The organism is Thermostichus sp. MS-CIW-25 (assembly GCF_054060015.1).
Genome location: NZ_JBSSCS010000025.1, coordinates 1 through 25,556, shown reverse-complemented (window position 1 = coordinate 25,556; position 25,556 = coordinate 1). Strand labels below are relative to the sequence as shown.

Genomic DNA, 25,556 nt, shown 5'->3' with positions numbered 1-25,556 from the left:
GCTGCGCGAATGCGCCTGTTGATCTGGGCATCGCCTCAGCCCAACACCCAGAGCATGAAAGCCACCCCCAAGGTGACGGCGCCGAACAGAGCATAGCTGATCTGGCGCAGCGGCCTCAGTTGCATAGCATGGAGAGCTTTGAGCCAGTCTAACCCCAAGGATTCCACGAAGCGATCCAACACCGCTTGCATCGGATAGGCATAAACCGATCCCTGCTCTTTAAAGTTCACCAGCACGACCAGCAGCGTGGCGTAGCCCCAGAGGCCGCCCCAGAGCACAGCGCTCAACCCGATTAAAATTGGCTCGAGCATTGACCTTCCCTATGAGTGTGCCCACCGTTCGCGATGGCAGGACGGAGTTCTTCGAGCTTGGGGAGCTTCAGATCTCATTATTCCGGTTCTTTTCCCGTTGAGGCTGCCCTCCCTCAGGCAGTAGCCTAGAAGGGGTCCAAGCTCGCTTTTAGAGGTAAAGGGATTGGTTTTGCCGGTTCTCTTCTGCCCGTCCAGGCCAGGAGATGACAGACTTAGACTTGGAGTACCCGCTCGGAGTTATCTCGTCAAATCCCCATGAGTTCTCGCTACCTGCTGCCCCCCGCTGAACCCAAGTCTGTCGGTACTGCCTATATCCTCTGGGCGTTGGGCATATTCGGGATCTGTGGCGTCCATCGCCTCTACCTGGGCAAGACCGGCACAGGCGTTCTCTGGCTGTTCACCTTTGGCCTGTTGGGCATTGGGCAGTTGATCGACCTGTTTTTGATCCCAGGCATGGTGGAAAATCACAACCTCAAACTGGCAGTTCTACAGGGATCCCGACCCTCCCCATCCCCAGCTTCCTCAAAAACCACCTCAGCGCCTCCTCAGCCCCTCAAAGGTCAAGCTCTGATGCGGGAGATCCTGCGGCTAGCCCAACAGCGGCAAGGGATCCTCACCCTTGCGGAGATAGCTATCGACTTACCTGCCGACTTTGACGAAATTGAAAAGGCGCTGCAAGAGCTGAGCCGGCGGAGCATGGCTTTCCCCGAAAACAACCCGGTCACTGGAGCGGTAGAATACCACTTCCCTCACCTGCTGCACCGCTCCCCCGACCAACGTTCGCTCTAGATGCCCTCCTGCAGACCTCTACTGGGATCCCAGGATCCCTCGGCGCTTGGCTGCCCGAACCGCCCGGCGAAAGGTCAGCAGACCCAGGCCGAAGTAGAAAATGCCGCTGGTCAGAGCCATGATCAGCCGCACGGGATCCAGCCCTACCTCCCGCACCATTACGTCGCGTAACAGCCCCGCCCCCGCTGTCATGGGTAGCATCTGCTCCAGCCCCTTCAGGGATCCCGGCCATTCTTCCGTGGGAGCAGCCAACAGGAAAAGCAGGCCGAATTGGCTGATGATCAAAAGCTGCTGAATTCGCTTCCAAATTAGAGCAGCGGATCCCAGCAAAAACGAAAAACCGTAGGCCCCCAGCACCACGCTCACCAAAGGCAACACCAGAGCAGGGGGAAACCGCAACCGGCTGCCCGTCAGCAATAAGATGACGCCCAGAATGACGACGACAATGGAAAAGCGCAACACCAAGCTGGCACAAGCCCGTGCCAAGAAGAGAGTGGCTGCCGAAAATGGCGAGAGCAACACCTGCTCCAAGGTGCCTGTCTGGGCTTCCACCTGCAGGTTGAGGGCGATGTCGTTCACCACAAAAATGACCAGCGTCCAGAGCACATAGCCGATCACCACCGCATCCAACCGTTCGCCAAATTGGGAGGCAGGCCCTGCCACATATTGGGCGCCGGCAAAGAGGGCATAGAAGAAGAACGTGGTGATCAGGATCCCGCCCAGGGCCTCCGCCGGATAGCGAATGTACTGGATCCAGGCCCGCTTCAGTTCAGCCCAAAACAGGTGTATCACCGGCATCATCCTTGCCCCTCTCCCCTTTTCAACAACTCGAGGAAAATATGGGTGAGATCGGCTTCCTCTCGTTTGAGGCTGAGCAAGGGCAAAGGCTTCAAGATCTCCAGCACCTGATAGAGCATCTCTGGCGGGCCGCTGAACCGCACCCGATGGGATCCGAGAATCTCCACCCCTTGGCGGGCCAGTTGTTCAAACCTCCAGGGATCCAGCCCCTGTTCCAGCTCGATCCGGTAAGTACCGACGGCGCCGGCAAAGTGCCGGATCAACTCTCCCGTGGGGGCTTGGGCGATGATCACCCCTTGTCGAATAACGGCTACCTGATCCGAGAGCGCTTCCGCAATATCCAGTTGATGGGTGGTGAGCAAGATGGCTCGACCCGAAGCGGCAATTTGGCGGATCAGGGATTTCACCGCTTGCGCCGATTCCACATCCAACCCCAGGGTGGGCTCATCCAGCAGCAACAGGGCCGGTTGATGCAGGAGGGCGACGGCAATGGCCACCTTCTGCTGCATGCCCCGCGAAAGGGTTTGCACGGCCACATCTTGTTTCTCCTGCAGGCCAAAGGTCTCCAGGAGCTCTAGCCCCCGTTGCCGGGCGGTTCTGGGGGGTAGCCCCCGCAGCACGCCAAAGTACTCCAAGTTCTGGAGGGGGGTCAGCCGCCAGTAGAGGTTGCGGTTGCCTTCCAGCACTGCCCCCACCTGGGCCAGGGCCCCCGGATCGGTATGGGGATCCCGTCCGAGAACGCACACTGTGCCCGCGTCGGGTTGGATCAGGCCGGCAATCATCTTAATGGTGGTGGTCTTGCCGGCCCCGTTGGGCCCCAAAAAAGCCAGGATCTCCCCTGCTGCCAGCGTCAGGGAGACATCCACCACCGCCCGCACCTCCCTGCCTCCTTGCCGGTAGGTTTTTTGGAGGTGGTGAGCTTCTAGAACTTTCATGACGCGAACCCGATGCAAACGCGAAGCCGATGCAAAAAGGAGCGCTGAAGAGAGGAGGGCCGGCCATTCCACTCTCTCACACCAGAGCATGGGCCCGCCTCGAGAGGGATCCGGCAAGATCTAGGGGGTCATTGGGATCCCAGCCTCCATCCGGCTCAGGGCCAGGCTCATCTTGTCCAGCCACTGCAAAAGGTTCTCCAGTTGCTGCGCCGCCGGTACCATCCCCAGACCCCGCACCGTCACCTTGCCCGGTTGGTAGACAAAGCGAGGCTGCAGGTGAGTGGGCAGAGCCTCTTTCAGGCGATTCCAAGCCGGCTCCTCCATGGGGGTTTCCAAAAGGACATGCTCCTTGGCTGGCCTAATGCGGGAAAAGCCCAGCGTGCGGGCCAGGATCTTCAGCTCCATCACCCGCAGCAGCTCCTGGGTAGGCTTGGGCAGGGGGCCAAAGCGGTCTTGCCATTCCTGGGCAATTTGCAACAGCTCGACCCGAGAGCCGGCAGCGGCCAGTTGTCGATAAGCCTGCATCTTTTGATTTTCGTCGGGGATATAGCTTTGCGGGATCATGGCGGTTACATTGAGGTCAATTTGTGTGTCCTCCACCTGTGGGATCTCCTGGCCGCGAATTTCTCGAATGGCTTCTTGCAGCATTTCCAGGTAAAGATCGAAGCCCACCGCATTGACTTGCCCGGATTGTTCCGTTCCCAGCAGGTTGCCAATGCCACGAATTTCCATATCCCGCATTGCCAACTGATAGCCGGATCCCAGTTGGGTAAATTCCTGAATGGCCTGTAGGCGTTTGCGGGCCTCCTCGGTGAGGATCCCGTCTTCTCGGTAAAACAGCCAAGCATGGGCTTGGATCCCAGCCCGGCCCACCCGCCCCCGCAGCTGGTATAGCTGAGCCAATCCAAACTCCTGAGCATTTTCAATCAAAATGGTGTTGACGCGGGGAATATCCAAACCGGATTCGATAATCGTCGTGCAGACCAGGATATCGATTTCCCCATTGTTAAAAGCCAGCATCGTTGCCTCTAGCTCCCCTTCCGGCATCTGCCCGTGGGCAATGGCAATGCGAGCACCGGGCACCCACTCCCGCAATTTGGCACTGGTTTCTTCGATGCCTTCAATGCGGTTGACGACATAGAAGACTTGACCGCCGCGATCCAACTCTTGGCGGATAGCCGTGCGGATGACTTCGGGGTTGTAGGGAGAAAGGTGAGTTTTGATAGGCCGGCGGGAAGGAGGCGGAGTTTGGATCAAGCTCATTTCCCGCAAACCCGACAAGGCCATATACAGAGTGCGGGGAATAGGGGTGGCGGTGAGGGTGAGTACATCCACCTGGGTTTTGAGAAGTTTGATTTTCTCTTTTTGGTTGACGCCAAAGCGCTGCTCTTCGTCAATAACCAAAAGGCCTAAATCCCGAAATTGCACATCCTTGCCCAAAAGCTGGTGGGTGCCCACCACAACATCCAGTTCGCCACTCTTGAGACGGGATAGGATTTCTTTTTTCTCCTCCGAGGTGCGGAAGCGGTTGAGCAAGCCCACTTGAATAGGATAGGGAGCAAAGCGCTCTTTGAGGGTGTGGTAGTGCTGCTGGGTAAGAATGGTGGTTGGCGCCAGGAGAGCTACTTGCTTGCCGGCGGTTACGGCTTTGAAAATGGCACGGATTGCCACCTCTGTTTTGCCAAAGCCCACGTCCCCACACAGCAGCCGATCCATAGGGCGTGGAGATTCCATATCCCGCTTGATCTCCTGGACAGCTCGGAGTTGATCCGGCGTCAGGGGATAGGGGAAAGAATCTTCCAGCTCCTGTTGCCAAGGAGAATCGGGCGGGAAGGCATAGCCCTCCTGTTCGGCGCGTTTGGCATAGAGCTGCAGCAGGTCAAAGGCCACTTTTCGCAGGCTCTTTTTCACCTTCTGTTTGGTCTTTTCCCAGGTGCTGCCGGACATCTTGTGCAGGGCAGGTGGTCCATCCCCGCTGGCGCGGTAGCGGGAAAGGGAGTTGACCTGGTCGGCAGCCACCCGCAACAGGCCATCGCTGTATTGAATAACCAGGTACTCGCGGGTTTCGCCCCCAATGGTGAGGCTTTCTAAGCGCAGAAACTGGCCAATGCCATGGGCCTTGTGAACGACAAAATCCCCTGGCTTGAGCAGGTTGGGATCCACCTGGCGGGAGCTGGCTTGGCGGCGCTTGCGCACATAGGTCGGGGTGGCCAGGCTGTGTTGGCCGAAAAACTCGCGGTCGGTGAGCACCACCCATCCCAGCGTGGGCAGGAGAAACCCCTCCAGATCGGCCAAGCCGGAGTACTTCAGGGCCACCGGGGTGTAAGACTGTAGCTGCCGCTCGATGGCCGGGAAGTCTTTGGGGTTGGGCACATACTGGGCGGGGCAGTCGTGTTCCTGCAGCAGAGCCACGGTGCGGGAGGGCTGAGCAGAGAGGATCCACACCTGCAACTGCTGCTTGCGGTACTCGCGCAGGGCTTTGGCCAGGGATCCAAACTGGTGGGGGATGGCGGGAACGGCCCGGCTTTTCAGGTCGATGGCGGCGGATTCTCCCGGAGTGAGAGCGGCGTGGAGCGCTATGGCACGGGCCAACAGGCGGGGGAAGGGATCCCAGTCGGGAGCATGGAGATCGAAGGGGCGGTGAAAGGGCTGCAGAGCCGGCTCCGCAACCTGGGCCTGTTTCCACTGTTCTTGGGCGTGGTAGAGCCACTGCTGGCTGTGGGCCTGGCACTGCTCTGGCTCGTCGATCAGGATGAGGGTGGTGGGATCCAGATAGCTGAGCAGATTGGCGGGAGGGGTGTAGAGCAGGCCGAGAAAACGGCGCAAGCCCTCCGGGGGGGTGGGCGACTGCTCCAACTGCTGCCGTAGGCCCTGGGAGAGCTGATCGGCTTTTTCCTGCAGAGCCGGCCAGAGGATAGGCCCATAGCCGGTGGGAGTAAGCCAAACGTGGGGGATCCCATCTTGGGAGCGCTGGCTCACCGGGTCAAACTCCCGCAGCCTCTCCAGCTCGTTGCCGAACCACTCCAGCCGCACCGGCCATTCGCAGGCCACCGGGAAAACGTCGAGAATATCGCCCCGTCGGCTCCACTGCCCCTCACTTTCCACCAAATTCACCCGCCGGTAGCCCAGACGGGTCAACTGCTGCCCCAGTTGCTGGGGAGACATCTCCAGGCCAGGTTCCAGCTTGAGACAAAAGGCCCGAAACACCTCTGGGGGGGGAAGGTGGGGTTGGAGGGCCCGCTCTGTCGCCACAATGGCCATGCCCTTCTTCCCCTGGAGGCAATCGGCCAGCACCTGAAACTGGCCCCACACCAGCTCCGGTTCCAGGTCAAAAGGTTCGTAAGGGGAAGCCTCTGAAGTAGGGTAGAGCTGCACGCTCTCCCAGCCCATGCCTTCCAGTTGCGCTGTCCAGCGGCCTGCCTCCTCCAAGGTGGCGGTGACCACCAGCAGGGATCTTCCCTCCTGCTGGGCCAAAGCCGAGGCGATCAACCCCTTCGGGATCCGCCCTGCCCCCTGCAGATCTGCCTGTCGCCGTGATCTCAACCGGGCGGCCAACTCTTGCATCAAGCCAGATTGGGCCAGAAAGCGCACCAGCGGGATAAACGACATCTTCCACCCCACACTGCAAACTGCGATCCCAACAAGCAGGGATCCCAATTCTGGCAGGCTCCGGGGACAATCAGCAGCTGTCTGCTGGCGCTGTAGACGGGAAGTCGCCCCTTGCTGGGAATTGCTCCTCGATCTATTGGGACAACAGTTTTGTTGTTTAAAGACGAAGAAAACCAGAACCCTATGTCAATGGCCTGCCAGTTTTTGGCCGCTAGGTTCACAGAGGGCTTTTTGCTTTGTAGTCCAAATTACAAAAAAAGGTCTATATCTCACAGAATCCTAAAATTAACCTTTAGAGTCGGACGGCTTGTCGATTGTCTTAGCCAAGATTCGATGTTAGAAGGAACCACAAAGCGCGGCTTTCCCGGCCTCATCTGATGTCTGCCAGTCAGCAAGATGTTTTTCATGCAAGAGATGTAGCTGTATCAATTGCAGCAGATGTTGTCGGAAAAAGCTGCATGAATCAATCCACCTAAACTTGGTACAAATTATGTTTCTAGACACCGTCGCGCTTTCTCGGCTACAATTTGCCCTCACGGCCATTTTTCACATGTTGTGGCCGGTTTTAACAACGGGGATGGCCATTTACCTTGTTGTTATTGAGGGGCTTTGGCTAAAAACCCGCAACCTAGATTACTATCGTCACGCTCGTTTCTGGTCAAAACTCTATGTGTTGAACTTTGGCATTGGCGTGGCCTCAGGCTTGCCAATGGCCTTTCAATTTGGCATGAACTGGGCACCCTTTTCCGAAGCGGTGGGAGATTTTTTTGGAACCATCCTGGGCTTTGAGGGCACGATGGCCTTTATGCTGGAGGCCAGCTTTCTGGGGATCATGCTGTTCGGCTGGGAGCGCGTCCCGCCGGTGATTCACTGGATCTCGACGATCCTGGTGGCTTTTGGCGCCAACCTCTCCACCTTTTGGATCCTGACGGCCAACTCTTGGCTGCAGACGCCGGCAGGTGGCGTGTTCGTCGATGGGAAATTTGTGGTGCGGGACTACCTGCAAGCTATTGTCAACCCCTTCATGGTCAACAGCTTTCTGCACATGTTTTTTGCCACCTTGGAAACCTCTTTGTTTGTTATCGGTGGCATCAGTGCCTGGTACATTCTCAAGCGGCGGCACAGCGAGTTCTTCTCCCGCTCCCTCAAAGTGGTCTTGGCAATGACCCTGGTGGTCGCCCCTTTGCAGGTGTTCGTCGGCCATCTGAGCGCGGAGCAAGTCTATCGCTATCAGCCGGCCAAGCTGGCGGCCATGGAGGCCCAGTGGGAGACGATCCCTGCCGGCGAGCGGGCAGACTGGAGCCTGTTGGCTGTGCCCAACGACCGCGAAGAGCGCAACGAGTGGGAGGTGAAGATCCCTGGCGCGCTGGGCTATCTGCTGGAGTTCAAACCCAGGCTGGATCGACCCATTCAAGGGCTCAAAAGCTGGGATCCCCAAAATCGTCCCCACATGGTTGGCCTCATCTACTACTCCTTTAGGACAATGGTGGCCATTGGCCTCCTCCTAGCCGGGCTTGTCGGAGTTACCCTTGTGCAATGGCTGAGGGGCAAGCTCTCAGTGGAGGCCCTTTCTCAGCAAAAGTGGCTGATGAGAGCTTGGATCTTCGCAGCACCCCTAGGATACATCGCCGTTGAAACCGGTTGGATCGTCCGCTGTGTGGGTCGGCAGCCCTGGATTGTGTATGGACAACTGCGCACGGTGGAATCGGTTTCGCCCCTGCCGGCAGGAGAAGTGCTGTTTTCTCTGGTTGGCCTGACCGCGTTGTACACTGTGTTCTTCGTTGCCGCTCTCTACTTTGGCAGCCGCATCATCCGCGAAGGGCCAAACCTGGAGTTGCCCGCCCCTGTCCCGGCAACGCAGCCGGTGATCGTGGTCGAGCCTGCCCGCCACGAGCCAGATCGCCGTCCTGCAGAAGCTCGGTAGCAGCAGTTTGGTAGCCATCTAACTGGTGACTCCAAGTAGCAACAGGGCAACGTAGCAGGCCCATTCCCCACAGCAGTGAAACCCTTCGCTACGTCAACTCCCAACTTCCCTTCCCTAGAGGGAGAGGGACTGGGGATCGCCATCGGGAACTGTCTCGCACTGGTCAGAAATACTCAAAGCAGAGGGAACAGCGATGGAATCTTTTGAGCCTTTACAGCGGTTTCTGCCCCAGGTTTGGTTTTTTATCCTGGGCCTATTCCTATTTCTCTACGTTCTGCTGGACGGGTTTGATCTGGGAGTTGGTATCCTCTCCCTGACGGCCTCCAGCGAGACGCGGCGCAGCATCCTCATGACCAGCTTGGGCAATGTTTGGGATGCCAACGAGACGTGGCTGGTGTTGATGGGGGGATCCCTATTTGGATCTTTTCCTCTCGCCTACGCCACCATTCTCAATGCCCTCTACATACCCTTGGTGATCATGGTGGTGGGCCTGATCTTGCGGGCCGTTTCCTTCGAGTTTCGGGAAAACGCCGACAACAAGTTGGTGTGGAACCTGGCCTTTGGAGTGGGCAGCTTTTTGGCAGCCTTGGGCCAGGGATTTGCCTTGGGCAGCGTCTTCGAAGGGATCCGCGTGGACGAAGCCGGCCACTTTGCCGGCAGCCCCTGGGATTGGCTGACCTGGCGCTCCCTGCTGGTAGCTCTTACCCTCATCCAGGGGTATGTCTTGATCGGCTCGGCCTACTTGATTGTGAAAACCACCGGGGAACTCCAAAAAACCTACTACAGGACGGCAACCATCGCCACCTGGACAACTTTACTGGGGGCAGTGTTTATCACCATCAGCACTCCTATCATGTCCGAGCAGGCGCGTGCTCAGCTTTTCTCGCCCCCTCTTTTCTACATCTTTGCTGCCATCCCAGTTCTGGGACTTTTGTTGGTGGCGTTGTTGCTGCGCAGCCTGCGCCGGCGGGAAGAAAATAGCGTTTTGGTTTACACTTTTTTGATCTTTGCGCTTTCTTTTATCGGCTTGGGGTTCATGGTCTTCCCCAACATCATCCCCCCCAGCGTCACCATCTACGAAGCGGCAGCCTCCCCCAGCTCGCTGGTGTTTATGCTCACCTTTATTGGCTTCCTGATCCCGGTTATCTTGTCCTACAACATCTACAACTACGTGGTGTTCCGGGGCAAGATCGTGGTGCAGGAAGTGGCGGCGGAAGAGGCCAAAGTTCCAGAGGCAGTTTAAGCTGGCCTGAGGATGCAGCAATAACCCCGCCCGGTGATGGGCGGGGCAATTTTTTAGGTGCAATCGAACGTCTACAGAGAAAGGCTCTCACTCTCTCTTGAGCCATTGCCGGATCTGCTCGGCAGCTACATCGCGACCTCCCAACCCAAAAGCCAACGCCACCGCCACGGCAATCGCCCCCAGAACCAGACCAAAAGCCAACACCACAATGTCGGTGGCCACGCCCATCTGCTGCAGGGCCATGGCGCCAACAAAAACCAAGATAGCCACCCGCGCCGCCTGGGCCAGTACCCCTGAGGAAGGGCTACCCAAGCTCTTGATCATAGAGTGGGCCAAATTGGCCAAATAAAGACCGATCCCAAACACCAGGGCGCCGATGAGCACCCGACCGGAAATCAGCAACAGCCCCTGCACAATGTCGGTTAGGGCGGCAAACTGCAGCAACTCCACTGCCGGCACCGCCCCAAACAAGACCACGCCTACCCAGACCACCAAGCCGGCGATCTCGGAGGGAGTGCGACGTTTGGCAGCGGGATCCCCTTCAGGCTCAGGAGCAGCGGCCAGGGGCAAGCCCAGCCCCGCGACCAGACGGTCAAAACCCACCGCCTGCAGCAACTGGGTTACCAAGCTGGCCAAAAATTGCCCCAGCAAGTAAAAGACGGCCAGGATCAAAGCGGATCCCGCGATCAAGGGAATGGCCCGCAACACCTGCTCCAGCATCGCCACCGCCGGATCGGAGATGGCCCGAATTTCCAAGGCATTCAGCGCCGCAATCACCGCCGGGATCAACACCAAGACATACACCACCGTCCCGACGATCTGGGCCAACTGGGGAACGCCAAAGCGTGCCCCCAACCGATTTGCCCCTGCTGCCACCAACAAATTGGAGACGATCCCACGCACGATGCGGGCCAAAAACCAGCCCACCACACCGATGATCAGCGCCCCCAAAATCCGCGGCACCATCGACAGCAACTGATCCAGCAGGTTTTGCACCGGCTGCAGCGGCCCCTGCAGGTTCAGGGTATCCAGGATGATCGGCAAAAAGAACAGCAGAATCAGCCAGTAAAGGGCATTGCCCAAAGTTTCATTCAGCAGGAAAGGGGTGACCTCTGTACCTCCCTCTTGGCCGGTTGGGGTTCCTTCTGCACCTGCCTCACCGGCAGTGCTTTCCTGTTGCAGAGGCCGGGCCAACTGCTCATCGAGGTTGAAACGCCGCAGCCCCTGGATGACCGCCAGCCGAGCAACAGTGGCCACCACCCAGCCCACAGCCAGCAGCACCAGCGCCCCACCCACCCGTGGCAGATAAACGAAGATTTCCCCCAAAAACCTGTTGAGCGGATCGGAGACAGCTTGAAGCTGCAGGGCATTCAGTACCGCCACCAACACAAAAGCAAGAATCACCCAGTAGACGGCAGCGGCCACCCAGCGCTCCGTTTGGGGCAGCTTCTCGCCGGGCTTTTGGCCCAAAACCCAAGCAGCCAAGCGATTGTCCAGTTGCGTCCTTTTGAGCAGTCCTCTAACGCCGAAGGCTACTGCCGTGGCCACTATCCAACCCAGAATTAAGATGGCAATCGCCGCAAGGAGATTGGGCATAAAATCGATAAGCCTAGACCAAAGACTGACGACAAAAGAGATGGCCTCATCTCCAATGGTGTTTCCAGAGGTGTCCATAATGATCCTCACAGCTTGAAAATGCTCAGGATGGACAGATAACAAGTGTAGGTTAACCTGAAGTGTTTTTTCAGGCAAGTTGGCCAAAGGGGGAATATGATATGAGAAATATATATTGAGGCAGAAATGTCGGATCTCGAAATAAAACTTCACATTCTATTAACCCAAGGGCTCCAGCCATCAGTCAAAGCTCCGATGGGCCATCGAACGGCAAGGATCGAATTCAAGTTGTTGATACCGCAGATTATAGCTTTTCCCCACCGAGCAGGAGCTTTGTAGATTAAGTCAGGATCTCTGTTGTGCGATGGATGCGGCTGCATTGGCTAGAGTCAGTGTTGCTGGGAGGAACTGTAGCGGGCAGTTTGCATCCACAGAATGAGAGCATTTTGATGACCTATATAAAGAATCAAACGGGCAATCGACACTCGGTCAATGGGTTGGATCCCCTGTAGCCTTGATATGCTTAGCCTATTGGCTTGCTCACTGTCTGGCCTAAGGTGTATCCCGAAATACGTTTGCAGTTCTTCAATTTACAATTGACGCTTTTCTAAATCGGTTTCTTCCAATACACCAGCGCATCTTCTCCGTTGTAATACCCCTTGCGACGTCCCAGCCGTTGAAACCCTGCCGATTCGTACAGGCGGATTGCCGCTTGATTGGAAGCCTTTACCTCCAGAGTGGCCCAGCGGCAGCCTGCTGCTCTCGCTTGGTTCAGCAGTTCTTCCAGAATCCGCCGGCCCAAGCCCTGTTGCCGGTGCTCGGGATCCACCGCCAAGGAGATGATATGCGCTTCTTCTTCAATGCGCCAGAGAATGCCGAAGCCCACCAGCTCTTTTGTCGTCTGCGTCGGCGAAGTGGGGTTTGGAGAGGGAAGGGGAAACTCGGCTCGGCCCGAGCCACACGAAGCGCCAACGGCAGCGGGTTCCGCCACTACCCCAATCACCGTGCTTGTGGGTCGTTCCAGCTCCGCTCGATATCCCTGTTCTCCCCAGTATCCCCCATAGCACCGCCGATCCAGCTCCAGCAGTTGGGGCAGGGCAGTGATGTCCAACAGCTGCAGCCGATAACTCGTACCGCTCATGGTGGCCTAGTCCCGCAATTCGCAGAATTCCGCCAACAACAACTGCCCCAAGGGATCGTCATCGGGAGCCGCGTAGGGCAAGGCTCTGCGGCTGATGCTCAAGATGTTGCCCCCCGATTGGGGATGGTGCTCCGCACCGCTTTCGCGAACAGGCTTGAGTTCGTAGTCGATCCCTTCGGTGAAGCCGGCTTCCTGTAGGTAGTCTTGGGCGGCTTTGAGGATCCCTTCTCGCAGTTGCGCTTTGACCGCAGGGGCCATGAGGTGGCGAACAAACCACTGGGCGCTGGCGGGATCCACCCCGGCGAGGTATCGAAGGGCAGGGGTCAACACGGCGGGGCGCTCTTGGGGGGAGAGGCGGTTGACCTGCTGGGCTACCGCGGGCACATCCCGCCGTTGCATGGCCTGGATCAGGGCTTGAATGTCTGGGGAGAAGGAGGGATCCGACACTTGGCTCATGGCTGGGGGTACCAGAGGGATTCGAGGGTGCGGACAAGGGCTGCTGCTTCGAAAGGAGAGGGAGCAGTCGGCAGACAGACGGTTACATGGCCCAGTTTTCGCCCTGGGCGGGCAGGGGTTTTGTGGTACCAATGCACCGTGGCATTGGGGAGCTGGGCCAGGCACTGCCGCTTTTCTGGGTAATCGCCGGTGGAATGCTCATAGCCCAAGAGATTCACCATCACTGCCCCCCCACACTTGAGGGAGGGATCCCCCAAGGGCAGGCCGAGGATGGCCCGCAGGTGTTGCTCGAATTGTGAGGTGTGGCAGGCTTCCAGGGTGTAGTGGCCGGAATTGTGGACCCGCGGCGAGATTTCGTTGATCCAGATCCCGGCCTTGGGGTGGGGCGGCGGCACCCAGAACAGCTCAATGCCAAACACGCCAACTGCACCCAATTTTTCCATCAGATCGGCTGCCAAGCGCCGGATCTCGGCCTCGGTGGTTGGGGGGATGCGGGCAGGCACCAGGACATGGCGGCAGATTTGCTCAATCTGCACAGTTTCCACCACCGGATAAACCCGGATCTCTCCCTTCAGCCCCCGCGCTACCATCACCGCCAGCTCCCGCTCGAACGGGATCCATTCCTCCAGCAATAGCGGGATCCCCTCAGATTGGCTAAGGGCCTGCTGCAAAGCCGCTCGCTCGTGCAAGATGCGGGTGCCCTGCCCATCGTAGCCCTGCCGCCGTCGCTTGAGCACCACCGGAAAGCCCAGTCCAGCCAGGTCTGCCGAATCCAACACCGCCTCCAGCGGAAAAAAAGTCGGCACCGGCAACCCCAACCGCGCCAGGAACTGCCGTTGGTGCAACTTGTCCAGCAGCGGCTCTAGCGTGCTGAGGCTGGGACGAAAGCGGGATCCCTCCGGATCCAGTTTTTTCAGCTCCGGCAGAGGGATAAACTCGTTTTCAAAAGTAACCACCGGGCAGCGCTCCAACAACTGGGCCGTGGCCTGGCTGTCGGCTGTGGATCCCCAAACCACCCCATCGGCCACTGCCACCGCCGGATCGGTGGGAGCAGCAGCCTGCACCACCAGCGGGATCCCCATCTGGCGAGCTGCCAAGGCCAACATCTGCGCCAACTGCCCGCCGCCAATCACCCCCACAGGTTGGGATCTCTGGTCTTTTGAGGATACCTGGGTTTCCACAGCCGTACCGTTATACTGGGTGGTGGGCCGCTGTCCATTGCTTCTTGGATCCAGAACCCCATTATGGGACCCCTTGCCCTCCAGCGCTAGGAGAAAAACGGTGGAACCCTCTCAACCCTCTGAGCTGAGAGCTCTAATCAACCGGGCTTTGGCGGACAAAGTCTTGACTCGCGCCGAGCAACAGCAGATTCTCAGTGCCGTCATGGCCGATCAAGAAATTTCCCCAGAAGAGCACGACTCTAGTCAATAACAAGCTCAACTATACTGAAAATAATGTATAATATGTTCAGTACGGATTACTACCAGTTGATCTTTCTGTTTACTTTCGAGTCTGCCAACATGGTAGCCAAAGCAAAGCAGAAAATTGGTAGTAAGACGACACGGAAACTGCGCTTTGGGTATTCTACTCAAAGCTTTGCGGGATACCGCCATTCTGGTTGGAAACAAACAGAATGCTATCGCTGCATAGTTGAACAGTGATGTTCAGCAGTGTTCAGCGTAAATGTATCAGCACGAACTGCTGGAATCGATTGTGGAGCGCCTAAACAGTGGCGAGATCCGCGCCGTCGATTAAACCCTGTCTTCAGGTTGAGATTGCCCTCAAGACTTTGGAGAACTAGACTCCAGTCTGTCCTCGAACGCCGGGTATTCTGCTTGTATCCTTGGGCTCATCCCGTCGGGTGGATCGCCTAGAATAATCCACAACCCACCTCTTTCTGCTGCCATGAGTTCTCACTCTTCAGATTGGTTCACGCGGGCTCGCCACATTTTTTACGGCACGGCCACCGCTCTGGTGGAGATCCTGCAAGACCCGGAAAAGCGCACCGAAAACCTCAACCGCCTTTCGATGGACTTGGGCCAACTGGCGGCGGAGCTGGAGCAAAAGGGAGAGTTGATCGAGCAGGAGGCAGTTCGTTACGTTGAGAGTCTCAGGGATCCAGCCGCCAACGCCCCCTCGGCAAGTCCTGACTCTGAAGCGCCTGTCGAGAATGCTCCCCCGACACCAGCTTCCTCCCCCAACAAGCCGGCTATCTCCAGAGAAGAGATGGCTGAGTTGATGGAGCTGATCCATCAGATTGAGTCCTTGCGCCTAGACTTGGAGCGGTTGCGCACCTCGTCCTGAGTCCTGTGCGGTTCGATATCCTTACCCTTTTCCCCGAATTTTTTGAAACGCCGCTGCGCATTGGGCTGGTGGGCAAAGCCCTACAGCAGGGGATCGCCGAAGTCCACTGCACCAATCCACGCGACTTCGCCACCGATAAGCACCGCCGTGTCGATGATGAGCCCTACGGGGGTGGGGTGGGCATGGTGCTCAAGCCAGAGCCTTTCTTCGCTGCTGTCGCCTCCCTGCCCCGGTTGGATCCCTGCGAGATCATTCTGCTGACGCCCCAGGGGCAACCGCTGAACCAGGCGCTGCTGCAGGAGCTGGCCCAGAAGGCGCAACTGATCCTGCTGTGTGGCCAGTACGAAGGCTTTGACGAACGCATCCGCCAATACCTGGCCACCCGCGAGGTGTCGCTGGGGGATTTTGTCCTGACCGGGGGGGAAATTCCGGCGCTGGCCCTGATCAACGGCGTGGTGCGGCTCTTGCCGGGCACTGTGGGCAAGGTAGACTCGTTAAAGAGCGAAAGCTTCCAGGCGGGGCTGTTGGACTATCCTCAATACACCCGCCCGGCAGAGTTTCAGGGGCACAAGGTGCCGCCGGTACTCCTCTCAGGCGACCATCAAGCCATTGCCCGTTGGCGTCTGCAGCAGCAGCTGGTTCGAACTTGGCAAAGGCGGCCAGACCTGTTGGCCAAGCGCCCCTTGACCGCCGAAGAGCAGCAGTTGTTGGTAGAGGGGCTGGCGGAGCAGCACCCTCGTGTAAACGAAGCGGAGAAATAAAATGCTCGGCAAGCTTCTCAACCGTCTCCTGAATCCATCGCCCGTCTGCTGGCGTGGGATCCCCTCGCCCCCAGTGCTGCTTCTGGTGGGAATGGCCTTGAGCTCGGTTCTGAGCGGCTCTGGGGTGGCCCTGGCTCAAACTCAAAGTGGAAGTGTCAACGAGGCCATTCGCCGCGACAGCAATCCCTCTCTGTTTGATGGCACCAGCATCAACGTCAACGATCTCTTCCGGGCTGCCGACTTCCTCTCCCGCCAGAATGCTGCTTCCCGCTGGGACGGCAAGGCCAGCGTTGATGCTGCTGTGGAGCAATTTAACCAATCCCGCCGCCGCTCCCTCCCGCTTTCTCCCGGTTCCTTGGCACCTGAGCCCACCCCCACTCCCTAAGGTTGGATCCCATTCCCGGTAAATCTGTTAGGATCGCAAAGCCGATCCCGTGCCTGCTGAAATGCGGTACACCGTTTTCGGGATCCATTAGGAGAACACCGCCGTGGTTAAGAGCACCCCCTCCAGCAAAACCGATACGGAGCAGCGTTTGGATCCCGCCAGCCGGGGTCACTCCAAAGACAGTTCCACCGCACCCAAAGGGATCCCGGGTTTTATTCAAGAGACCCGCACAGAATTAAGCAAGATTGTTTGGCCGAGCCGCCGGCAATTGATCGGCGAGTCGGTAGGGGTCTTACTGATTGTGTTGGCTTTTGCTTCCTTCATCTACCTGGTCGATCAAGTGTTTGCTTGGGTAGCCACTCAGCTGTTCTTGTGATGTTCTGTCCTGAGGGGCAAGAGAGTCATGTTCAAGGATGGCTACAGGGAGGATGTGAGGTGATGAGGCCAGAGCAGCAGCGAAAACGTCGTGGGGGCCGTGTGGAGCACTTTGAGCCTGCAGACGCGATCCCGGAACCAGACGAGGGGGAAGGTCAAGAGCGTCGCAACCTGCGCTGGTACGCCGTGCAGGTGGCCTCAGGCTGCGAGAACAAAGTGAAGAGCACCCTGATGCAACGGGCGGCTGCTTTGGATGTGGCGGATCAAATTGTCGAGGTGGTGATCCCGAAGCGGACGGGCTTCAAGCTGGATCGATCCGGCAAGCGCCAGGAGCAAGAGGAGAAGATTTTTCCCGGCTATGTCCTGGTGCGCATGGACATGAACGACGACACTTGGATGGTGGTGAAAACAACCCCCAACGTGATCAACTTTGTCGGCACCGAAGAAAAGCGGGCCTACGGTCGCGGTCGGGGGCATGTTACACCGCGTCCCCTCAGCCAAAGCGAAGTCCAGCGCATCTTCAGCAGCGTCGAGGTGGAGGAAGTGCCCCTCAAAATCGACATGGCCCCTGGGGATCGCATCGAGGTGCTATCCGGCCCCTTCCAGGGTTTCTACGGCGAGGTGGTGGAGGTCAGCCCAGAACGGGGCAAGCTCAAGGCGTTGATCTCGATTTTCGGGCGCGATACCCCGGTAGAATTAGAGTTTGGTCAAGTGCGAAAAGAGGTGTAACTGCGTTTCATGGCTAAGAAGTTGGTGGCCGTGGTCAAGTTGGCCATTCAGGCGGGCAAGGCCACCCCCGCTCCCCCCATTGGCCCAGCCTTGGGTCAACACGGGGTCAACATCATGGCCTTTTGTAAGGAGTACAACGCCAAGACGGCGGATCAGGCCGGGATGGTGGTACCGGTTGAGATCTCCATCTTCGAGGATCGCAGCTTTACCTTCGTCCTCAAGACGCCACCGGCTTCGGTGTTGATCAAGAAGGCCCTGGGCATTGAGTCCGGCTCCAGCGAGCCCCACAAAACCAAGGTGGGATCCCTGACCCGAGCTCAACTGCGCCAGATCGCCGAGCAGAAGCTGCCGGATTTGAATGCCCACGATGTGGAGGCGGCCATGAAAATTATTGCCGGAACTGCTCGCAGCATGGGGGTGACGGTGGTGGATTGATGGAGGGATCCCTTGCCCAGTCTGAGGTGTTCACGGTCTTGAAAAAGTTGTTCTAGCAAACCACTGTGGGGGAGAGAAGTTCTCGTCAGTACCCCGAGGAGAAACGATGGCTCGAAAGCTTTCCAAACGTATGCAGGCTTTGCGGGAGAAGGTGAAGCCCATTGCCTATGCTCCCGAAGCGGCTTTGGCCCTGATGAAAGAGACGGCCACCGCCAAATTTGAAGAGGCGGCAGAGGTTCACATCCGCCTGGGGATCGACCCCAAGTACGCCGACCAACAACTGCGCACCACCGTGGTCTTGCCCAGGGGCACCGGCCAAGAGATCCGGGTGGCGGTGATTGCCCGTGGCGAGAAAGTGGTGGAGGCCCAAAATGCAGGGGCGGATCGGGTTGGCTATGAAGACCTGATCGAGGAAATCAGCAAGGGCATGATGGATTTTGACCTTCTGATCGCCACCCCCGATGTGATGCCCCAGGTGGCTAAGCTGGGGCGGCTGTTGGGGCCGCGCGGCCTCATGCCTTCTCCCAAGGGGGGAACGGTAACCATGGATCTGGCCCAGGCGATTAAGGAGTTCAAGGCCGGCAAGCTGGAGTATCGGGCAGATCGCACCGGCATTGTGCATTTGATCTTCGGCAAGTGCAAGTTCCCCGTCGAAGCTCTGCTGGAGAACCTAAAGGCAGTGCAGGAGTCCATCGATCGCAACCGTCCCTCTGGAGCCAAGGGCAAGTATTGGCGAACCCTACATGTTTCTGCTACAATGGGCCCCTCGATTGAGGTTGATATCAATGCCCTGCGGGAGCTGAAGTTGGCGACCTAAGCCTGGCTTCGGCGCTGCGATGGGTTGAAAAGGGTTTGAGTGAGTGTAATTTGGAGGAGGATCCCGGCAGAACATCTTTCCCCAGTCGAATAGCAAGCCGAAGACAGCAGGTGCCCGCGGGCTTAATGTCCTGCCGAGGTTTGAGCGAAGTTCAAAGGGATCCCTTCTTGGATCGCTTTTGAGGGTGCGCTTATCTCCATGCGTCTCGGCCACGGCTGGGACGCATTCTGTTTGGCAGAACCCAGATTCACCACCCGTTAACCCTGGGTGACCATTGACAACAAAGGAGGTGAGCGCATGGGCAAGCAACCTTTAGCGAAGAAAGCGGAGATCGTCGATAAAGTCCGATCCCTGCTGCAGGCCAGCCAAATGGTGCTGGTGATCGACTACAAGGGGCTGACCGTTGCGGAGATGGACCAACTGCGGGCAGAGCTGCGCAAGTCGGATTCGGTTTGCATGGTTGTTAAGAATACCCTGATGCGGCGAGCCATCGCCGACCAAAAAGCTTGGGCAGGGATCATTCCCTTTTTGGCGGGGCCGACGGCCTTTATCTTGATTCGGGGCGATATTTCAGCCGCCCTGAAGGCGTATCAAGATTTTGCCAAGCAAACCAAGAAAACCGAGTTCCGCGGTGCTGGCATTGAAGGGCTATCCCTGACCTTGGAGCAGGCCAAGGCCATCGCCGAGCTACCGCCCAAGGAAGTGCTCATGGCCCAAGTGGCGGGCAGCCTCAAGTCGGTGGCCACCGGCCTGGCGGTCGGGCTCAATGCTGTGCCCACGCAAGTGGCGCGCGGTATCCACGAGATCCCAGCCTCTCTGGGGCGGGCCATCCGGGCCATTGCCGACAAGGAGGCCGCATAAAGGGCTTCAGTTCATCAGCCCAAACCTGTGTATCGATTCTGTTACCCCCAAGGAGAAACCATCATGTCTTCAGAGCGCGTTGCAAAGATTTTGGAAGATTTGAAAGCTTTGAGCTTGCTGGAAGCTTCCGAGCTGGTGAAAGCCATCGAAGAAACCTTTGGCGTCAGTGCAGCAGCCCCAGCCGGCGGTATGGTTATGGCAGCTCCCGTGGCAGCAGCGGCGGCAGCTCCGGCGGCAGCCCCTGAGCCGGTGGAAGAGCAAACTGCCTTTGATGTCATCCTCGAGGCTGTGCCAGCCGACAAGAAGATCGCCATCCTCAAGGTGGTGCGCGAGTTGACCGGCTTGGGTCTGAAGGATGCCAAAGATCTGGTCGAGGCGGCTCCCAAGCCTGTCAAAGAAGGAGTTCCCAAGGAGGAAGCCAACGACATCAAGAAAAAGCTGGAAGAAGCCGGCGCCACCGTCAAGATCAAGTAGTTCAAGTTACGGGGAAAGCGCTTCTTTCTGGTCTAACGAGAAATCCAATCGAGACACTCAAACCCAAGAAGGGGGGCTGTTTCGGCCCCTCTTTTGGGATCACCCGGCCTGCTTCCATTGGCGTGAGTTCAGGATCCCTGTCCCCTGCTGCGTCGCACTTCCACCTCTCCGTGGGCTTTCAAAAGGGCAGCCAGCTTGCGACGCATGACAATGCCGGGTTTATCCGTGAACATGTGCTGCTCCGCCTTGATATCGAGGGGAACGTCATAGTCGGTGCTTTCCAGAACCCGTTGATCCTCAAGGGTCACCTGCCGATCGAAGGCGATGATACTCTCAGCACTCACCTCTGCTTCCGAATCGTTGCGTAAACAGAACTGCACCACCTGCGAGGTTTGGTCGTCGATGGGGGTAGCCGCTGTGAAAATGATGTGGATGAGGCCGTTGGGGTAGGTGATTTTGAGCTTGCGACCAAAAGGCATAAACCAGGTGCCCTCCAGGATACGCACTGTGCGATCCTCTGACATCCGCAAGTTTTGCTTCTGCAAGTCACTGTTGAACACCGGCAAAACAGAGGTGGCCCGAAGGCCATATTCCAGTTCTTCAAGGCTGTCCAGATCGGGGGGTACAGGCTCGGAGATCACCCCAAAGCTCTGGTGATGGACGAAGTGGGGATGGGCATTGTCAAAGGAGTTTTCCATCAGGCGCAGGCCGGCGCATTTCCAGACCTCATAGAACTGATGAATTTGGCGAAACCGGGGATCCGCCACCTCTGAGATCTCGGGAATATCGGTCAAGGGATCCGCCAATGCCACCCAAACATAGCCATAGCGCTCTTGGCAGCGAAACCCCTCCACCTTGTAGGTAGGGGGGATGAAGTTGTCTGTAAGTTGGGGCACCTTCACACAGGTGCCGGAGCCGTCAAACTCCCAGCCGTGATAGGGGCAGCGGATGTGGCCATTGCAAACAACCCCTTTGGAAAGTTGGGCCGAGCGATGGCAGCAACGATCCAAGACGGCGCAAGGCTGCCCTGACTCATTGAGCCAAAGCACCAGAGGAGTCTTCAGCAGCGTAAAAGCTTGTGGGCCGGTTTCCAGGGCCGACATCGGGATCACGGGGTACCAAAACCGCCTCAGGACAGGTTGCTGGGTAACAAGCATAAACCCGCTCCACAAGCTCTAGTTCGGAGAATCATGAGCTGGCTTTTCGTGAGCCTAGGTGGCTCAAAGCACCGCCCCCCGTGAAAAAGATAGGCGTTGAAATGGCAGAAGTCCGTATAAGCCAACACAGCTTTGCCCTGCCACAGCGGTCGCGTTTGGACATCGACAACTCCCCCTCTATCCAGAGATGGGCTATTGATTGAGGGAAGTAGAAAAGTGTCGGTGGGCTTCTGTTGGCATGTGGCTGTGGGGAGAGGTGGAAAGGTGCAAAACGAATTCAACCCCAACCGAGATCTCCGTAACACAGGGATCCCGGCCCAACCTACTGCAGAGTCCACCTCCCCCAAACCAGAACCGGCTGCTGAGAGCCAGGCAAATTGCTTGACAGACGGAGAGGTGGATCCAGAGCCCCGCCTCAGCCGTTCTCAACAAGAACGACAGCAGGAACGCCGCTCCTTACCTTGGCGCCTGGGGCTGGCCAACGTGCTCTCGGCAGGGTTGCATTTCATCGCGATGAGCTGGGTGGGTTGGCAGCCTAGGATCCGGGAAGAGGAGGAGATCCTCCCCTTTCAGTGGGTGGAGATGGCGGATGAGCCGCCCCCAGAGCCGCAGTGGATTGCGCCCGTCTCCGCCCGTGAGTCCGGTGTCTCTGAACCTCGGGATCACGTATCGGTGCGGCAGTCGCAAGTGGCCAATCCAGGTGAATGGGTAGAGGTCACTTCTGCAACGGCACAGCCTCTGCTCGCCTCAGCCGCAGGGAGTCCTGTCCCTGAGATCCTTTCTCCGCCGACAAGGGAGCTTGAGGTGCCCCAGCCCGCCCGGAACTCTGCCTCTCCTCAGCAGCAGCCAGAGGCCAGGTTAGAAAATCTGTCAGCGGGTTTAGCAGCTCTGGAGCAGGCAGTTGCCGATCACAATTGGGCGGAGGCGCTACATCTGACGGAAGAATGGCTGGATCACTGGCCTCTGTCCTCTCCACAGCGCCAGCAACTGCAGGACTATCGTCAGCATCTGCAAAGCCTACTGGCTACCTCCTCGGCAGCAGCAGTGGAGACCAAATCGGCTCAGATCTCTCCTGCTCAATCCCTCAAGCCTCAACCCGAAAGAGCAGCAAGTTCTCCTGAGGTTTTGCCACAACCCTACCTGTCGGCTCCAGCGGATCCGCATCCAACTTTGCCCTCTCCAGAGCCGATCGCAGCCCCGTTGGAAGAGCCTTCTCCCACCTTGCCCCCGACTTTTCCTACCGGATCCCACAACTCCGACTTCGGTCGCACCAGTGGGATCGAGTCCTCTCAGGCAGGCCCACCCAGCCTCAATGCCACCGCCGATCCGGATTGGGGAGACTACTTGGCTCAATTTCAAGAAAGGGTTCGCCAACACTGGATGGTACGGCGGGCATCCGGATCCTACGTAACAGTGGTGCAGGTGCGTCTGGATCGACAGGGATCCCTGCGGGAACTGCGCCTGCAAACCCCCTCAGAAGATCCCCTGTTGGATGCAGCCGTGCTCAGTGCCATCCAGCGCTCAGCCCCCTTTGCTCCTTTGCCCGAGAGCTATGTTGGCGAAGAACTGATGCTGGAAATTAACGTGTTGAGCGGATCCCTGCAGGCTGGCCCAACCCAGATTCCGAGAAACTAACGTCAGAACCTCAGGCAAGGCCACAAGCCCTGTTCAGAGGGGTTCAGATTTCCGAGTGTCGGCAGTAGCCTAGGCCATGGACTTGCGGCGGTTGCGCCGGACGGCCACCGCTTTGCGCTTGCGCTTTTCTAGGTTGGTTTCAAAGTGCCGATGGTTGCGCAAATCCCGCAAAATGCCCGCCTTAGAAACCTGACGCTTGAAGCGACGCAGCGCAGATTCGATCCCTTCGTTTTCGCCAATCGTCACTTGGGTCATAAGCAAGACATCTCCTCCGTCAATCAAATGGGTTTGGTTACAACAGGGATCCCTATCGTGACATACTCCCGACTCCGACTGCTGGCGGTACGGAGCGGGCTTCTCGCTTCAAAGTGCTACGCACCGCTGACGCGAATGGGGAGCTAGTGCAAGAACCCTCCACGAGCAGACACGGGATGCCCCACCGCGTAGCTGTACCAGATTCCGGCAATGCCGTTTTGCACAGCCAGGTTGATTATAGAACAGGGGATGTCCGCCTTTCATTCCGACCCAAGCGCTCCGCGCCGCTAGCGCGAACGTCCTACGGACAGAGGGCGGGGCTTCAAGGACTCCGTCCCGCTAGCGCGAACGGCGGCCTAGCTAAACGATCGCCACACCACTGCTTGCTGCCACAGTTCGTGTTCACTGCGCCCGGCTGCCAAAGTTGAGCCCCGCAACCACCTCACCTTCCCTCAAATTGACAACGAATGAAGCAGTTGTCCCGGTGGGGGGTGGAGGGGAGGGTGGTGCTGGAGTTGGGCTGGGGGCACTGCCGATTACCGATTGCACAAAACCGGCGAAGCTAGACACCCGCGTATACACCCCATAGAAATTGGGCTGGGCGCAGCCGATGCCAAAACTGGTGATCCCGGCCAGGGCAAAACCCGTGCCACTGGACACAATCAAAGGCCCACCGCTATCAGCCTGACACGTATCGACTCCTCCCTGGGGAAAGCCGGCGCAGAGCATAGTATCCAAAATGGTGCCATTGTAGGATTGGGGCGCATTGCACACCGCATTGGAGACGATGGGAACGGTGGCCTGCTGCAAATCTTGGGGAAAGCCGCTGGGTTCTTGATCCAGGGCGCGGGGGAAGGTGGCTCCCCAGCCGAGGATGGTGGCGGCAGTGCCGGGGGCTGTCAGGTTGGTTTGGTTGGGCTGCACCAGTGGCAGGGTGGCCAGAGCCACTGGCCGAGAAAGGCGCACCAGGGCAATGTCGTTCCCCCCAAGTTTCCCCACCTGGGGGTTGTAGCCGGGGTTGAGGACAATTTGCGCGGCGCGAATGCGTTGGCCGGCACCGATTTGCAAGCGGTTGGTACCCAACAGCAGATCCAGATTTTGGGCACTCACTACCTGCTTGCCTTGTTCGTCGAAAAAACAATGGGCAGCGGTAACTACCCACTCCGGTGCAATCAGGGATCCGCCGCAAAACTGCGCTTGAAAAGGATCTGGCTCAGCCGCCCTCAGCAAAGCCACCATCCAGGGAAAGGCTCCTTCGGGAGCAGGTCTGCCGCCCACAATCCGCTCCAGCCCCAAGCCTGAGCGCGGCGTGGTGAAGATTCGCCCTGGGGGCAAAAGGGCGGTGACGCGGTAGGTGCCAGGGGGCAAGTTGGAGAAGCGGAAGTTGCCGCCGCCGTCGCTGACGGTGCTGGGCTCCTCCGGGTCGAGGCGGCCATTGCCGTTTAAGTCCAAAAAGGTGGCGATGCCCGGCAGCCCCGGCTCCCCCGGATCCCGCAGCCCATTGCCGTTGAGATCGTCGAAATGGGATCCCTCAATTCGTCCTGTGGGAGGAGCTGAGACTGGGGGAAGCGGGCGACTGGAACCCCTGCCGCCACAGGCGCTCACACTCAAGGCCAGACACAACCCCAGCGGAATAGACCAAGAGCGAGCCAAGCCAAGGGGGGAATGGGATCGCGAGAGATGAGGCATGGTCAGATTCTGATACATTTACGCTGAACACTGCTGAACATCACTGTTCAACTATGCAGCGATAGCATTCTGTTTGTTTCCAACCAGAATGGCGGTATCCCGCAAAGCTTTGAGTAGAATACCCAAAGCGCAGTTTCCGTGTCGTCTTACTACCAATTTTCTGCTTTGCTCTGGCTACCATGTTGGCAGACTCGAAAGTAAACAGAAAAGTAAACAGAAAGATCAACTGGTAGTAATCCGTACTGAACATATTATACATTATTTTCAGTATAGTTGAGCTTATTATTGACTAGAGTCATGCTCCAAAGCCAGCCGGTTGTGCTAGCCAAGGATATCCTACCGGGGAAGCCTGAGGATTGAGCAACCGGGAACGCTTCCCCCCGCGGCCGGCTCTCCCGAGTTGCCCCAAGACCCCAATGCCCACTTTTGCCTCTTGCCGCCCGTGCACCTGGGCAGTAAAACCAGGGTGGGAGGGTGTGTGGCAGATGAATATCGCGGTCTTGGGGTTCAAAGGGGGCGTGGGCAAAACCACTACAGCGGTGCATTTGGCCCTCTACCTTCAGCAAAAACAAGGGGCAGCTCCTGCGGGTGGGTCGGGGATGGCCCTGTTGATCGACGCCGATCCCAATCGCTCGGCCTCTCGCTGGGCAGAACGGGGATCATCCTTTCCTATCAAGGTATTGGCCGGGGATCCCACCACTCCCACGCCCACAGGCTTTCAGCACACGGTGATTGACACCCCTGCCCGTCCCACCCCGGAACAGTTACCAAAAAACTGGGTCTAAAGCCCCGCCCTAAGGCCTACGGCCCGCTGACGCGACCAGGGCGGCTTTTATCTTGCTAACCTGCGCTAGAGTGG

26 protein-coding genes, 1 pseudogene and 1 other annotated feature are annotated in these 25,556 nt (G+C 58.0%); of the genes and pseudogenes, 16 read left to right on the top strand and 11 right to left on the bottom strand.

The annotated features are described in order from the left end of the window. Nucleotides 1-35: 35 nt before the first annotated feature. The gene (locus ACVWZ1_RS09840) at nt 36-311 is read right to left on the bottom strand and encodes a hypothetical protein (RefSeq protein ID WP_414375133.1); all 276 of its coding nucleotides are present in this window, start codon (nt 309-311) and stop codon (nt 36-38) included. A 255-nt stretch (nt 312-566) separates the two neighbouring features. On the opposite strand from ACVWZ1_RS09840, the gene ACVWZ1_RS09835 reads away from it, so the two are divergent. After that, the gene (locus ACVWZ1_RS09835) at nt 567-1,100 is read left to right on the top strand and encodes a TM2 domain-containing protein (protein WP_457503275.1); all 534 of its coding nucleotides are present in this window, start codon (nt 567-569) and stop codon (nt 1,098-1,100) included. A gap of 18 nt (nt 1,101-1,118) precedes the next feature. Here ACVWZ1_RS09835 and ACVWZ1_RS09830 read toward each other — a convergent pair whose 3' ends face one another. The 3 genes from ACVWZ1_RS09830 to mfd all read right to left on the bottom strand — a co-directional run bounded on the left by ACVWZ1_RS09830 (nt 1,119) and on the right by mfd (nt 6,442). Then, on the bottom strand, nt 1,119-1,901 hold the full coding sequence (locus ACVWZ1_RS09830; protein WP_457503274.1) for an ABC transporter permease: 783 nt from the start codon (nt 1,899-1,901) through the stop codon (nt 1,119-1,121). After that, nucleotides 1,898-2,833 (bottom strand): ABC transporter ATP-binding protein, encoded by a 936-nt coding sequence (locus ACVWZ1_RS09825; RefSeq protein ID WP_457503273.1) that lies wholly within the window; start codon nt 2,831-2,833, stop codon nt 1,898-1,900. The genes ACVWZ1_RS09830 and ACVWZ1_RS09825 overlap by 4 nt, the downstream gene beginning before the upstream one ends. Before the next feature lie 120 nt (nt 2,834-2,953). Beyond that, nucleotides 2,954-6,442 carry a transcription-repair coupling factor gene (gene mfd, locus ACVWZ1_RS09820; protein WP_457503271.1) on the bottom strand — a complete coding sequence of 1,163 codons (3,489 nt, stop codon included), beginning with the start codon at nt 6,440-6,442 and terminating at the stop codon, nt 2,954-2,956. 490 nt (nt 6,443-6,932) lie between these two features. Between mfd and ACVWZ1_RS09815 the strand changes: the two genes are divergently transcribed. Together ACVWZ1_RS09815 and cydB are read left to right on the top strand one after the other, a co-directional pair. Further along, on the top strand, nt 6,933-8,366 hold the full coding sequence (locus tag ACVWZ1_RS09815) for a cytochrome ubiquinol oxidase subunit I (protein ID WP_457403576.1): 1,434 nt from the start codon (nt 6,933-6,935) through the stop codon (nt 8,364-8,366). 193 nt (nt 8,367-8,559) lie between these two features. Then, nucleotides 8,560-9,609: a cytochrome d ubiquinol oxidase subunit II gene (gene cydB, locus ACVWZ1_RS09810; RefSeq protein WP_457503270.1), complete on the top strand. Its 1,050-nt coding sequence runs from the start codon at nt 8,560-8,562 to the stop codon at nt 9,607-9,609. An 87-nt stretch (nt 9,610-9,696) separates the two neighbouring features. On the opposite strand, the gene ACVWZ1_RS09805 is transcribed toward cydB, so the two are convergent. From ACVWZ1_RS09805 to ACVWZ1_RS09790, 4 genes are all read right to left on the bottom strand, one after another. Beyond that, complete coding sequence (locus tag ACVWZ1_RS09805) at nt 9,697-11,283, bottom strand: mechanosensitive ion channel (RefSeq protein ID WP_457503269.1); 1,587 nt, start codon at nt 11,281-11,283, stop codon at nt 9,697-9,699. Nucleotides 11,284-11,830: 547 nt separating this feature from the next. Continuing rightward, nucleotides 11,831-12,364 (bottom strand): ribosomal protein S18-alanine N-acetyltransferase, encoded by a 534-nt coding sequence (gene rimI / locus ACVWZ1_RS09800; RefSeq protein ID WP_414351014.1) that lies wholly within the window; start codon nt 12,362-12,364, stop codon nt 11,831-11,833. A gap of 6 nt (nt 12,365-12,370) precedes the next feature. After that, nucleotides 12,371-12,820 (bottom strand): hypothetical protein, encoded by a 450-nt coding sequence (locus tag ACVWZ1_RS09795; RefSeq protein ID WP_457503268.1) that lies wholly within the window; start codon nt 12,818-12,820, stop codon nt 12,371-12,373. After that, a complete protein-coding gene (locus ACVWZ1_RS09790; RefSeq protein WP_457503267.1) occupies nt 12,817-14,001 on the bottom strand; it encodes a 5-(carboxyamino)imidazole ribonucleotide synthase in 1,185 nt (394 codons plus the stop codon). Before ACVWZ1_RS09790 ends, ACVWZ1_RS09795 begins: the two co-directional genes overlap by 4 nt. A 100-nt stretch (nt 14,002-14,101) precedes the next feature. Here ACVWZ1_RS09790 and ACVWZ1_RS09785 point away from each other — a divergent pair, with 100 nt between their 5' ends. The 11 genes and pseudogenes from ACVWZ1_RS09785 to rplL all read left to right on the top strand — a co-directional run bounded on the left by ACVWZ1_RS09785 (nt 14,102) and on the right by rplL (nt 19,961). After that, nucleotides 14,102-14,251 carry a hypothetical protein gene (locus ACVWZ1_RS09785; protein ID WP_457503266.1) on the top strand — a complete coding sequence of 50 codons (150 nt, stop codon included), beginning with the start codon at nt 14,102-14,104 and terminating at the stop codon, nt 14,249-14,251. 35 nt (nt 14,252-14,286) lie between these two features. Continuing rightward, a pseudogene (locus tag ACVWZ1_RS09780) lies at nt 14,287-14,470 on the top strand (hypothetical protein); the annotation flags it as partial. A gap of 255 nt (nt 14,471-14,725) precedes the next feature. Beyond that, complete coding sequence (locus ACVWZ1_RS09775) at nt 14,726-15,124, top strand: hypothetical protein (RefSeq protein WP_414329472.1); 399 nt, start codon at nt 14,726-14,728, stop codon at nt 15,122-15,124. 5 nt (nt 15,125-15,129) lie between these two features. Then, nucleotides 15,130-15,885: a tRNA (guanosine(37)-N1)-methyltransferase TrmD gene (trmD, locus tag ACVWZ1_RS09770; protein WP_414424411.1), complete on the top strand. Its 756-nt coding sequence runs from the start codon at nt 15,130-15,132 to the stop codon at nt 15,883-15,885. Between the two features lies 1 nt (nt 15,886). Next, nucleotides 15,887-16,270 carry a hypothetical protein gene (locus ACVWZ1_RS09765; RefSeq protein WP_457503264.1) on the top strand — a complete coding sequence of 128 codons (384 nt, stop codon included), beginning with the start codon at nt 15,887-15,889 and terminating at the stop codon, nt 16,268-16,270. A 103-nt stretch (nt 16,271-16,373) separates the two neighbouring features. Continuing rightward, entirely contained in the window at nt 16,374-16,646 is a 273-nt protein-coding gene (secE, locus tag ACVWZ1_RS09760) for a preprotein translocase subunit SecE (RefSeq protein WP_457503263.1), read from the top strand. 62 nt (nt 16,647-16,708) lie between these two features. Beyond that, nucleotides 16,709-17,374 carry a transcription termination/antitermination protein NusG gene (gene nusG, locus ACVWZ1_RS09755; protein ID WP_011432848.1) on the top strand — a complete coding sequence of 222 codons (666 nt, stop codon included), beginning with the start codon at nt 16,709-16,711 and terminating at the stop codon, nt 17,372-17,374. Nucleotides 17,375-17,383: 9 nt separating this feature from the next. Then, nucleotides 17,384-17,809: a 50S ribosomal protein L11 gene (rplK, locus tag ACVWZ1_RS09750; RefSeq protein WP_011432849.1), complete on the top strand. Its 426-nt coding sequence runs from the start codon at nt 17,384-17,386 to the stop codon at nt 17,807-17,809. Nucleotides 17,810-17,915: 106 nt separating this feature from the next. Continuing rightward, complete coding sequence (gene rplA, locus ACVWZ1_RS09745; RefSeq protein ID WP_011432850.1) at nt 17,916-18,626, top strand: 50S ribosomal protein L1; 711 nt, start codon at nt 17,916-17,918, stop codon at nt 18,624-18,626. Between the two features lie 79 nt (nt 18,627-18,705). Continuing rightward, nucleotides 18,706-18,865: a sequence feature (ribosomal protein L10 leader region), on the top strand. A 58-nt stretch (nt 18,866-18,923) separates the two neighbouring features. Beyond that, nucleotides 18,924-19,487 carry a 50S ribosomal protein L10 gene (gene rplJ / locus ACVWZ1_RS09740; protein ID WP_011432851.1) on the top strand — a complete coding sequence of 188 codons (564 nt, stop codon included), beginning with the start codon at nt 18,924-18,926 and terminating at the stop codon, nt 19,485-19,487. A gap of 63 nt (nt 19,488-19,550) precedes the next feature. Beyond that, a complete protein-coding gene (gene rplL, locus ACVWZ1_RS09735) occupies nt 19,551-19,961 on the top strand; it encodes a 50S ribosomal protein L7/L12 (protein WP_457503262.1) in 411 nt (136 codons plus the stop codon). A gap of 128 nt (nt 19,962-20,089) precedes the next feature. Here rplL and ACVWZ1_RS09730 read toward each other — a convergent pair whose 3' ends face one another. Further along, entirely contained in the window at nt 20,090-21,118 is a 1,029-nt protein-coding gene (locus ACVWZ1_RS09730; protein WP_457503261.1) for an aromatic ring-hydroxylating dioxygenase subunit alpha, read from the bottom strand. Between the two features lie 264 nt (nt 21,119-21,382). Here ACVWZ1_RS09730 and ACVWZ1_RS09725 point away from each other — a divergent pair, with 264 nt between their 5' ends. Further along, the gene (locus tag ACVWZ1_RS09725; protein ID WP_457503260.1) at nt 21,383-22,753 is read left to right on the top strand and encodes a TonB family protein; all 1,371 of its coding nucleotides are present in this window, start codon (nt 21,383-21,385) and stop codon (nt 22,751-22,753) included. Nucleotides 22,754-22,822: 69 nt separating this feature from the next. Here the strand turns inward: ACVWZ1_RS09725 and rpsU are convergent, their stop codons facing one another. After that, nucleotides 22,823-23,008, bottom strand: a complete 186-nt coding sequence (gene rpsU / locus ACVWZ1_RS09720; RefSeq protein ID WP_011432857.1) for a 30S ribosomal protein S21 — start codon at nt 23,006-23,008, stop codon at nt 22,823-22,825. Nucleotides 23,009-23,410: 402 nt separating this feature from the next. Next, nucleotides 23,411-24,715 carry a trypsin-like serine protease gene (locus ACVWZ1_RS09715; RefSeq protein ID WP_457503258.1) on the bottom strand — a complete coding sequence of 435 codons (1,305 nt, stop codon included), beginning with the start codon at nt 24,713-24,715 and terminating at the stop codon, nt 23,411-23,413. A 467-nt stretch (nt 24,716-25,182) separates the two neighbouring features. Here ACVWZ1_RS09715 and ACVWZ1_RS09710 point away from each other — a divergent pair, with 467 nt between their 5' ends. Beyond that, nucleotides 25,183-25,482: a nucleotide-binding protein gene (locus ACVWZ1_RS09710; protein WP_414350991.1), complete on the top strand. Its 300-nt coding sequence runs from the start codon at nt 25,183-25,185 to the stop codon at nt 25,480-25,482. The last annotated feature ends 74 nt before the right edge of the window (nt 25,483-25,556 follow it).

Bases quoted from the DNA above. Each gene is read 5' to 3' on its own strand.
- rplK (WP_011432849.1), top strand. From the start codon at position 17,384: ATGGCTAAGAAGTTGGTGGCCGTGGTCAAGTTGGCCATTCAGGCGGGC.
- rplJ (WP_011432851.1), top strand. From the start codon at position 18,924: ATGGGCAAGCAACCTTTAGCGAAGAAAGCGGAGATCGTCGATAAAGTC.
- ACVWZ1_RS09795 (WP_457503268.1), bottom strand. From the start codon at position 12,820: ATGAGCCAAGTGTCGGATCCCTCCTTCTCCCCAGACATTCAAGCCCTG.
- ACVWZ1_RS09765 (WP_457503264.1), top strand. From the start codon at position 15,887: ATGCTCGGCAAGCTTCTCAACCGTCTCCTGAATCCATCGCCCGTCTGC.
- ACVWZ1_RS09715 (WP_457503258.1), bottom strand. From the start codon at position 24,715: ATGTATCAGAATCTGACCATGCCTCATCTCTCGCGATCCCATTCCCCC.
- nusG (WP_011432848.1), top strand. From the start codon at position 16,709: ATGAGGCCAGAGCAGCAGCGAAAACGTCGTGGGGGCCGTGTGGAGCAC.
- rpsU (WP_011432857.1), bottom strand. From the start codon at position 23,008: ATGACCCAAGTGACGATTGGCGAAAACGAAGGGATCGAATCTGCGCTG.
- ACVWZ1_RS09710 (WP_414350991.1), top strand. From the start codon at position 25,183: ATGAATATCGCGGTCTTGGGGTTCAAAGGGGGCGTGGGCAAAACCACT.
- rplA (WP_011432850.1), top strand. From the start codon at position 17,916: ATGGCTCGAAAGCTTTCCAAACGTATGCAGGCTTTGCGGGAGAAGGTG.
- ACVWZ1_RS09730 (WP_457503261.1), bottom strand. From the start codon at position 21,118: ATGCTTGTTACCCAGCAACCTGTCCTGAGGCGGTTTTGGTACCCCGTG.
- ACVWZ1_RS09835 (WP_457503275.1), top strand. From the start codon at position 567: ATGAGTTCTCGCTACCTGCTGCCCCCCGCTGAACCCAAGTCTGTCGGT.
- ACVWZ1_RS09805 (WP_457503269.1), bottom strand. From the start codon at position 11,283: ATGGACACCTCTGGAAACACCATTGGAGATGAGGCCATCTCTTTTGTC.
- ACVWZ1_RS09775 (WP_414329472.1), top strand. From the start codon at position 14,726: ATGAGTTCTCACTCTTCAGATTGGTTCACGCGGGCTCGCCACATTTTT.
- rplL (WP_457503262.1), top strand. From the start codon at position 19,551: ATGTCTTCAGAGCGCGTTGCAAAGATTTTGGAAGATTTGAAAGCTTTG.
- ACVWZ1_RS09825 (WP_457503273.1), bottom strand. From the start codon at position 2,833: ATGAAAGTTCTAGAAGCTCACCACCTCCAAAAAACCTACCGGCAAGGA.
- cydB (WP_457503270.1), top strand. From the start codon at position 8,560: ATGGAATCTTTTGAGCCTTTACAGCGGTTTCTGCCCCAGGTTTGGTTT.
- ACVWZ1_RS09840 (WP_414375133.1), bottom strand. From the start codon at position 311: ATGCTCGAGCCAATTTTAATCGGGTTGAGCGCTGTGCTCTGGGGCGGC.
- ACVWZ1_RS09830 (WP_457503274.1), bottom strand. From the start codon at position 1,901: ATGATGCCGGTGATACACCTGTTTTGGGCTGAACTGAAGCGGGCCTGG.
- mfd (WP_457503271.1), bottom strand. From the start codon at position 6,442: ATGTCGTTTATCCCGCTGGTGCGCTTTCTGGCCCAATCTGGCTTGATG.
- ACVWZ1_RS09815 (WP_457403576.1), top strand. From the start codon at position 6,933: ATGTTTCTAGACACCGTCGCGCTTTCTCGGCTACAATTTGCCCTCACG.
- rimI (WP_414351014.1), bottom strand. From the start codon at position 12,364: ATGAGCGGTACGAGTTATCGGCTGCAGCTGTTGGACATCACTGCCCTG.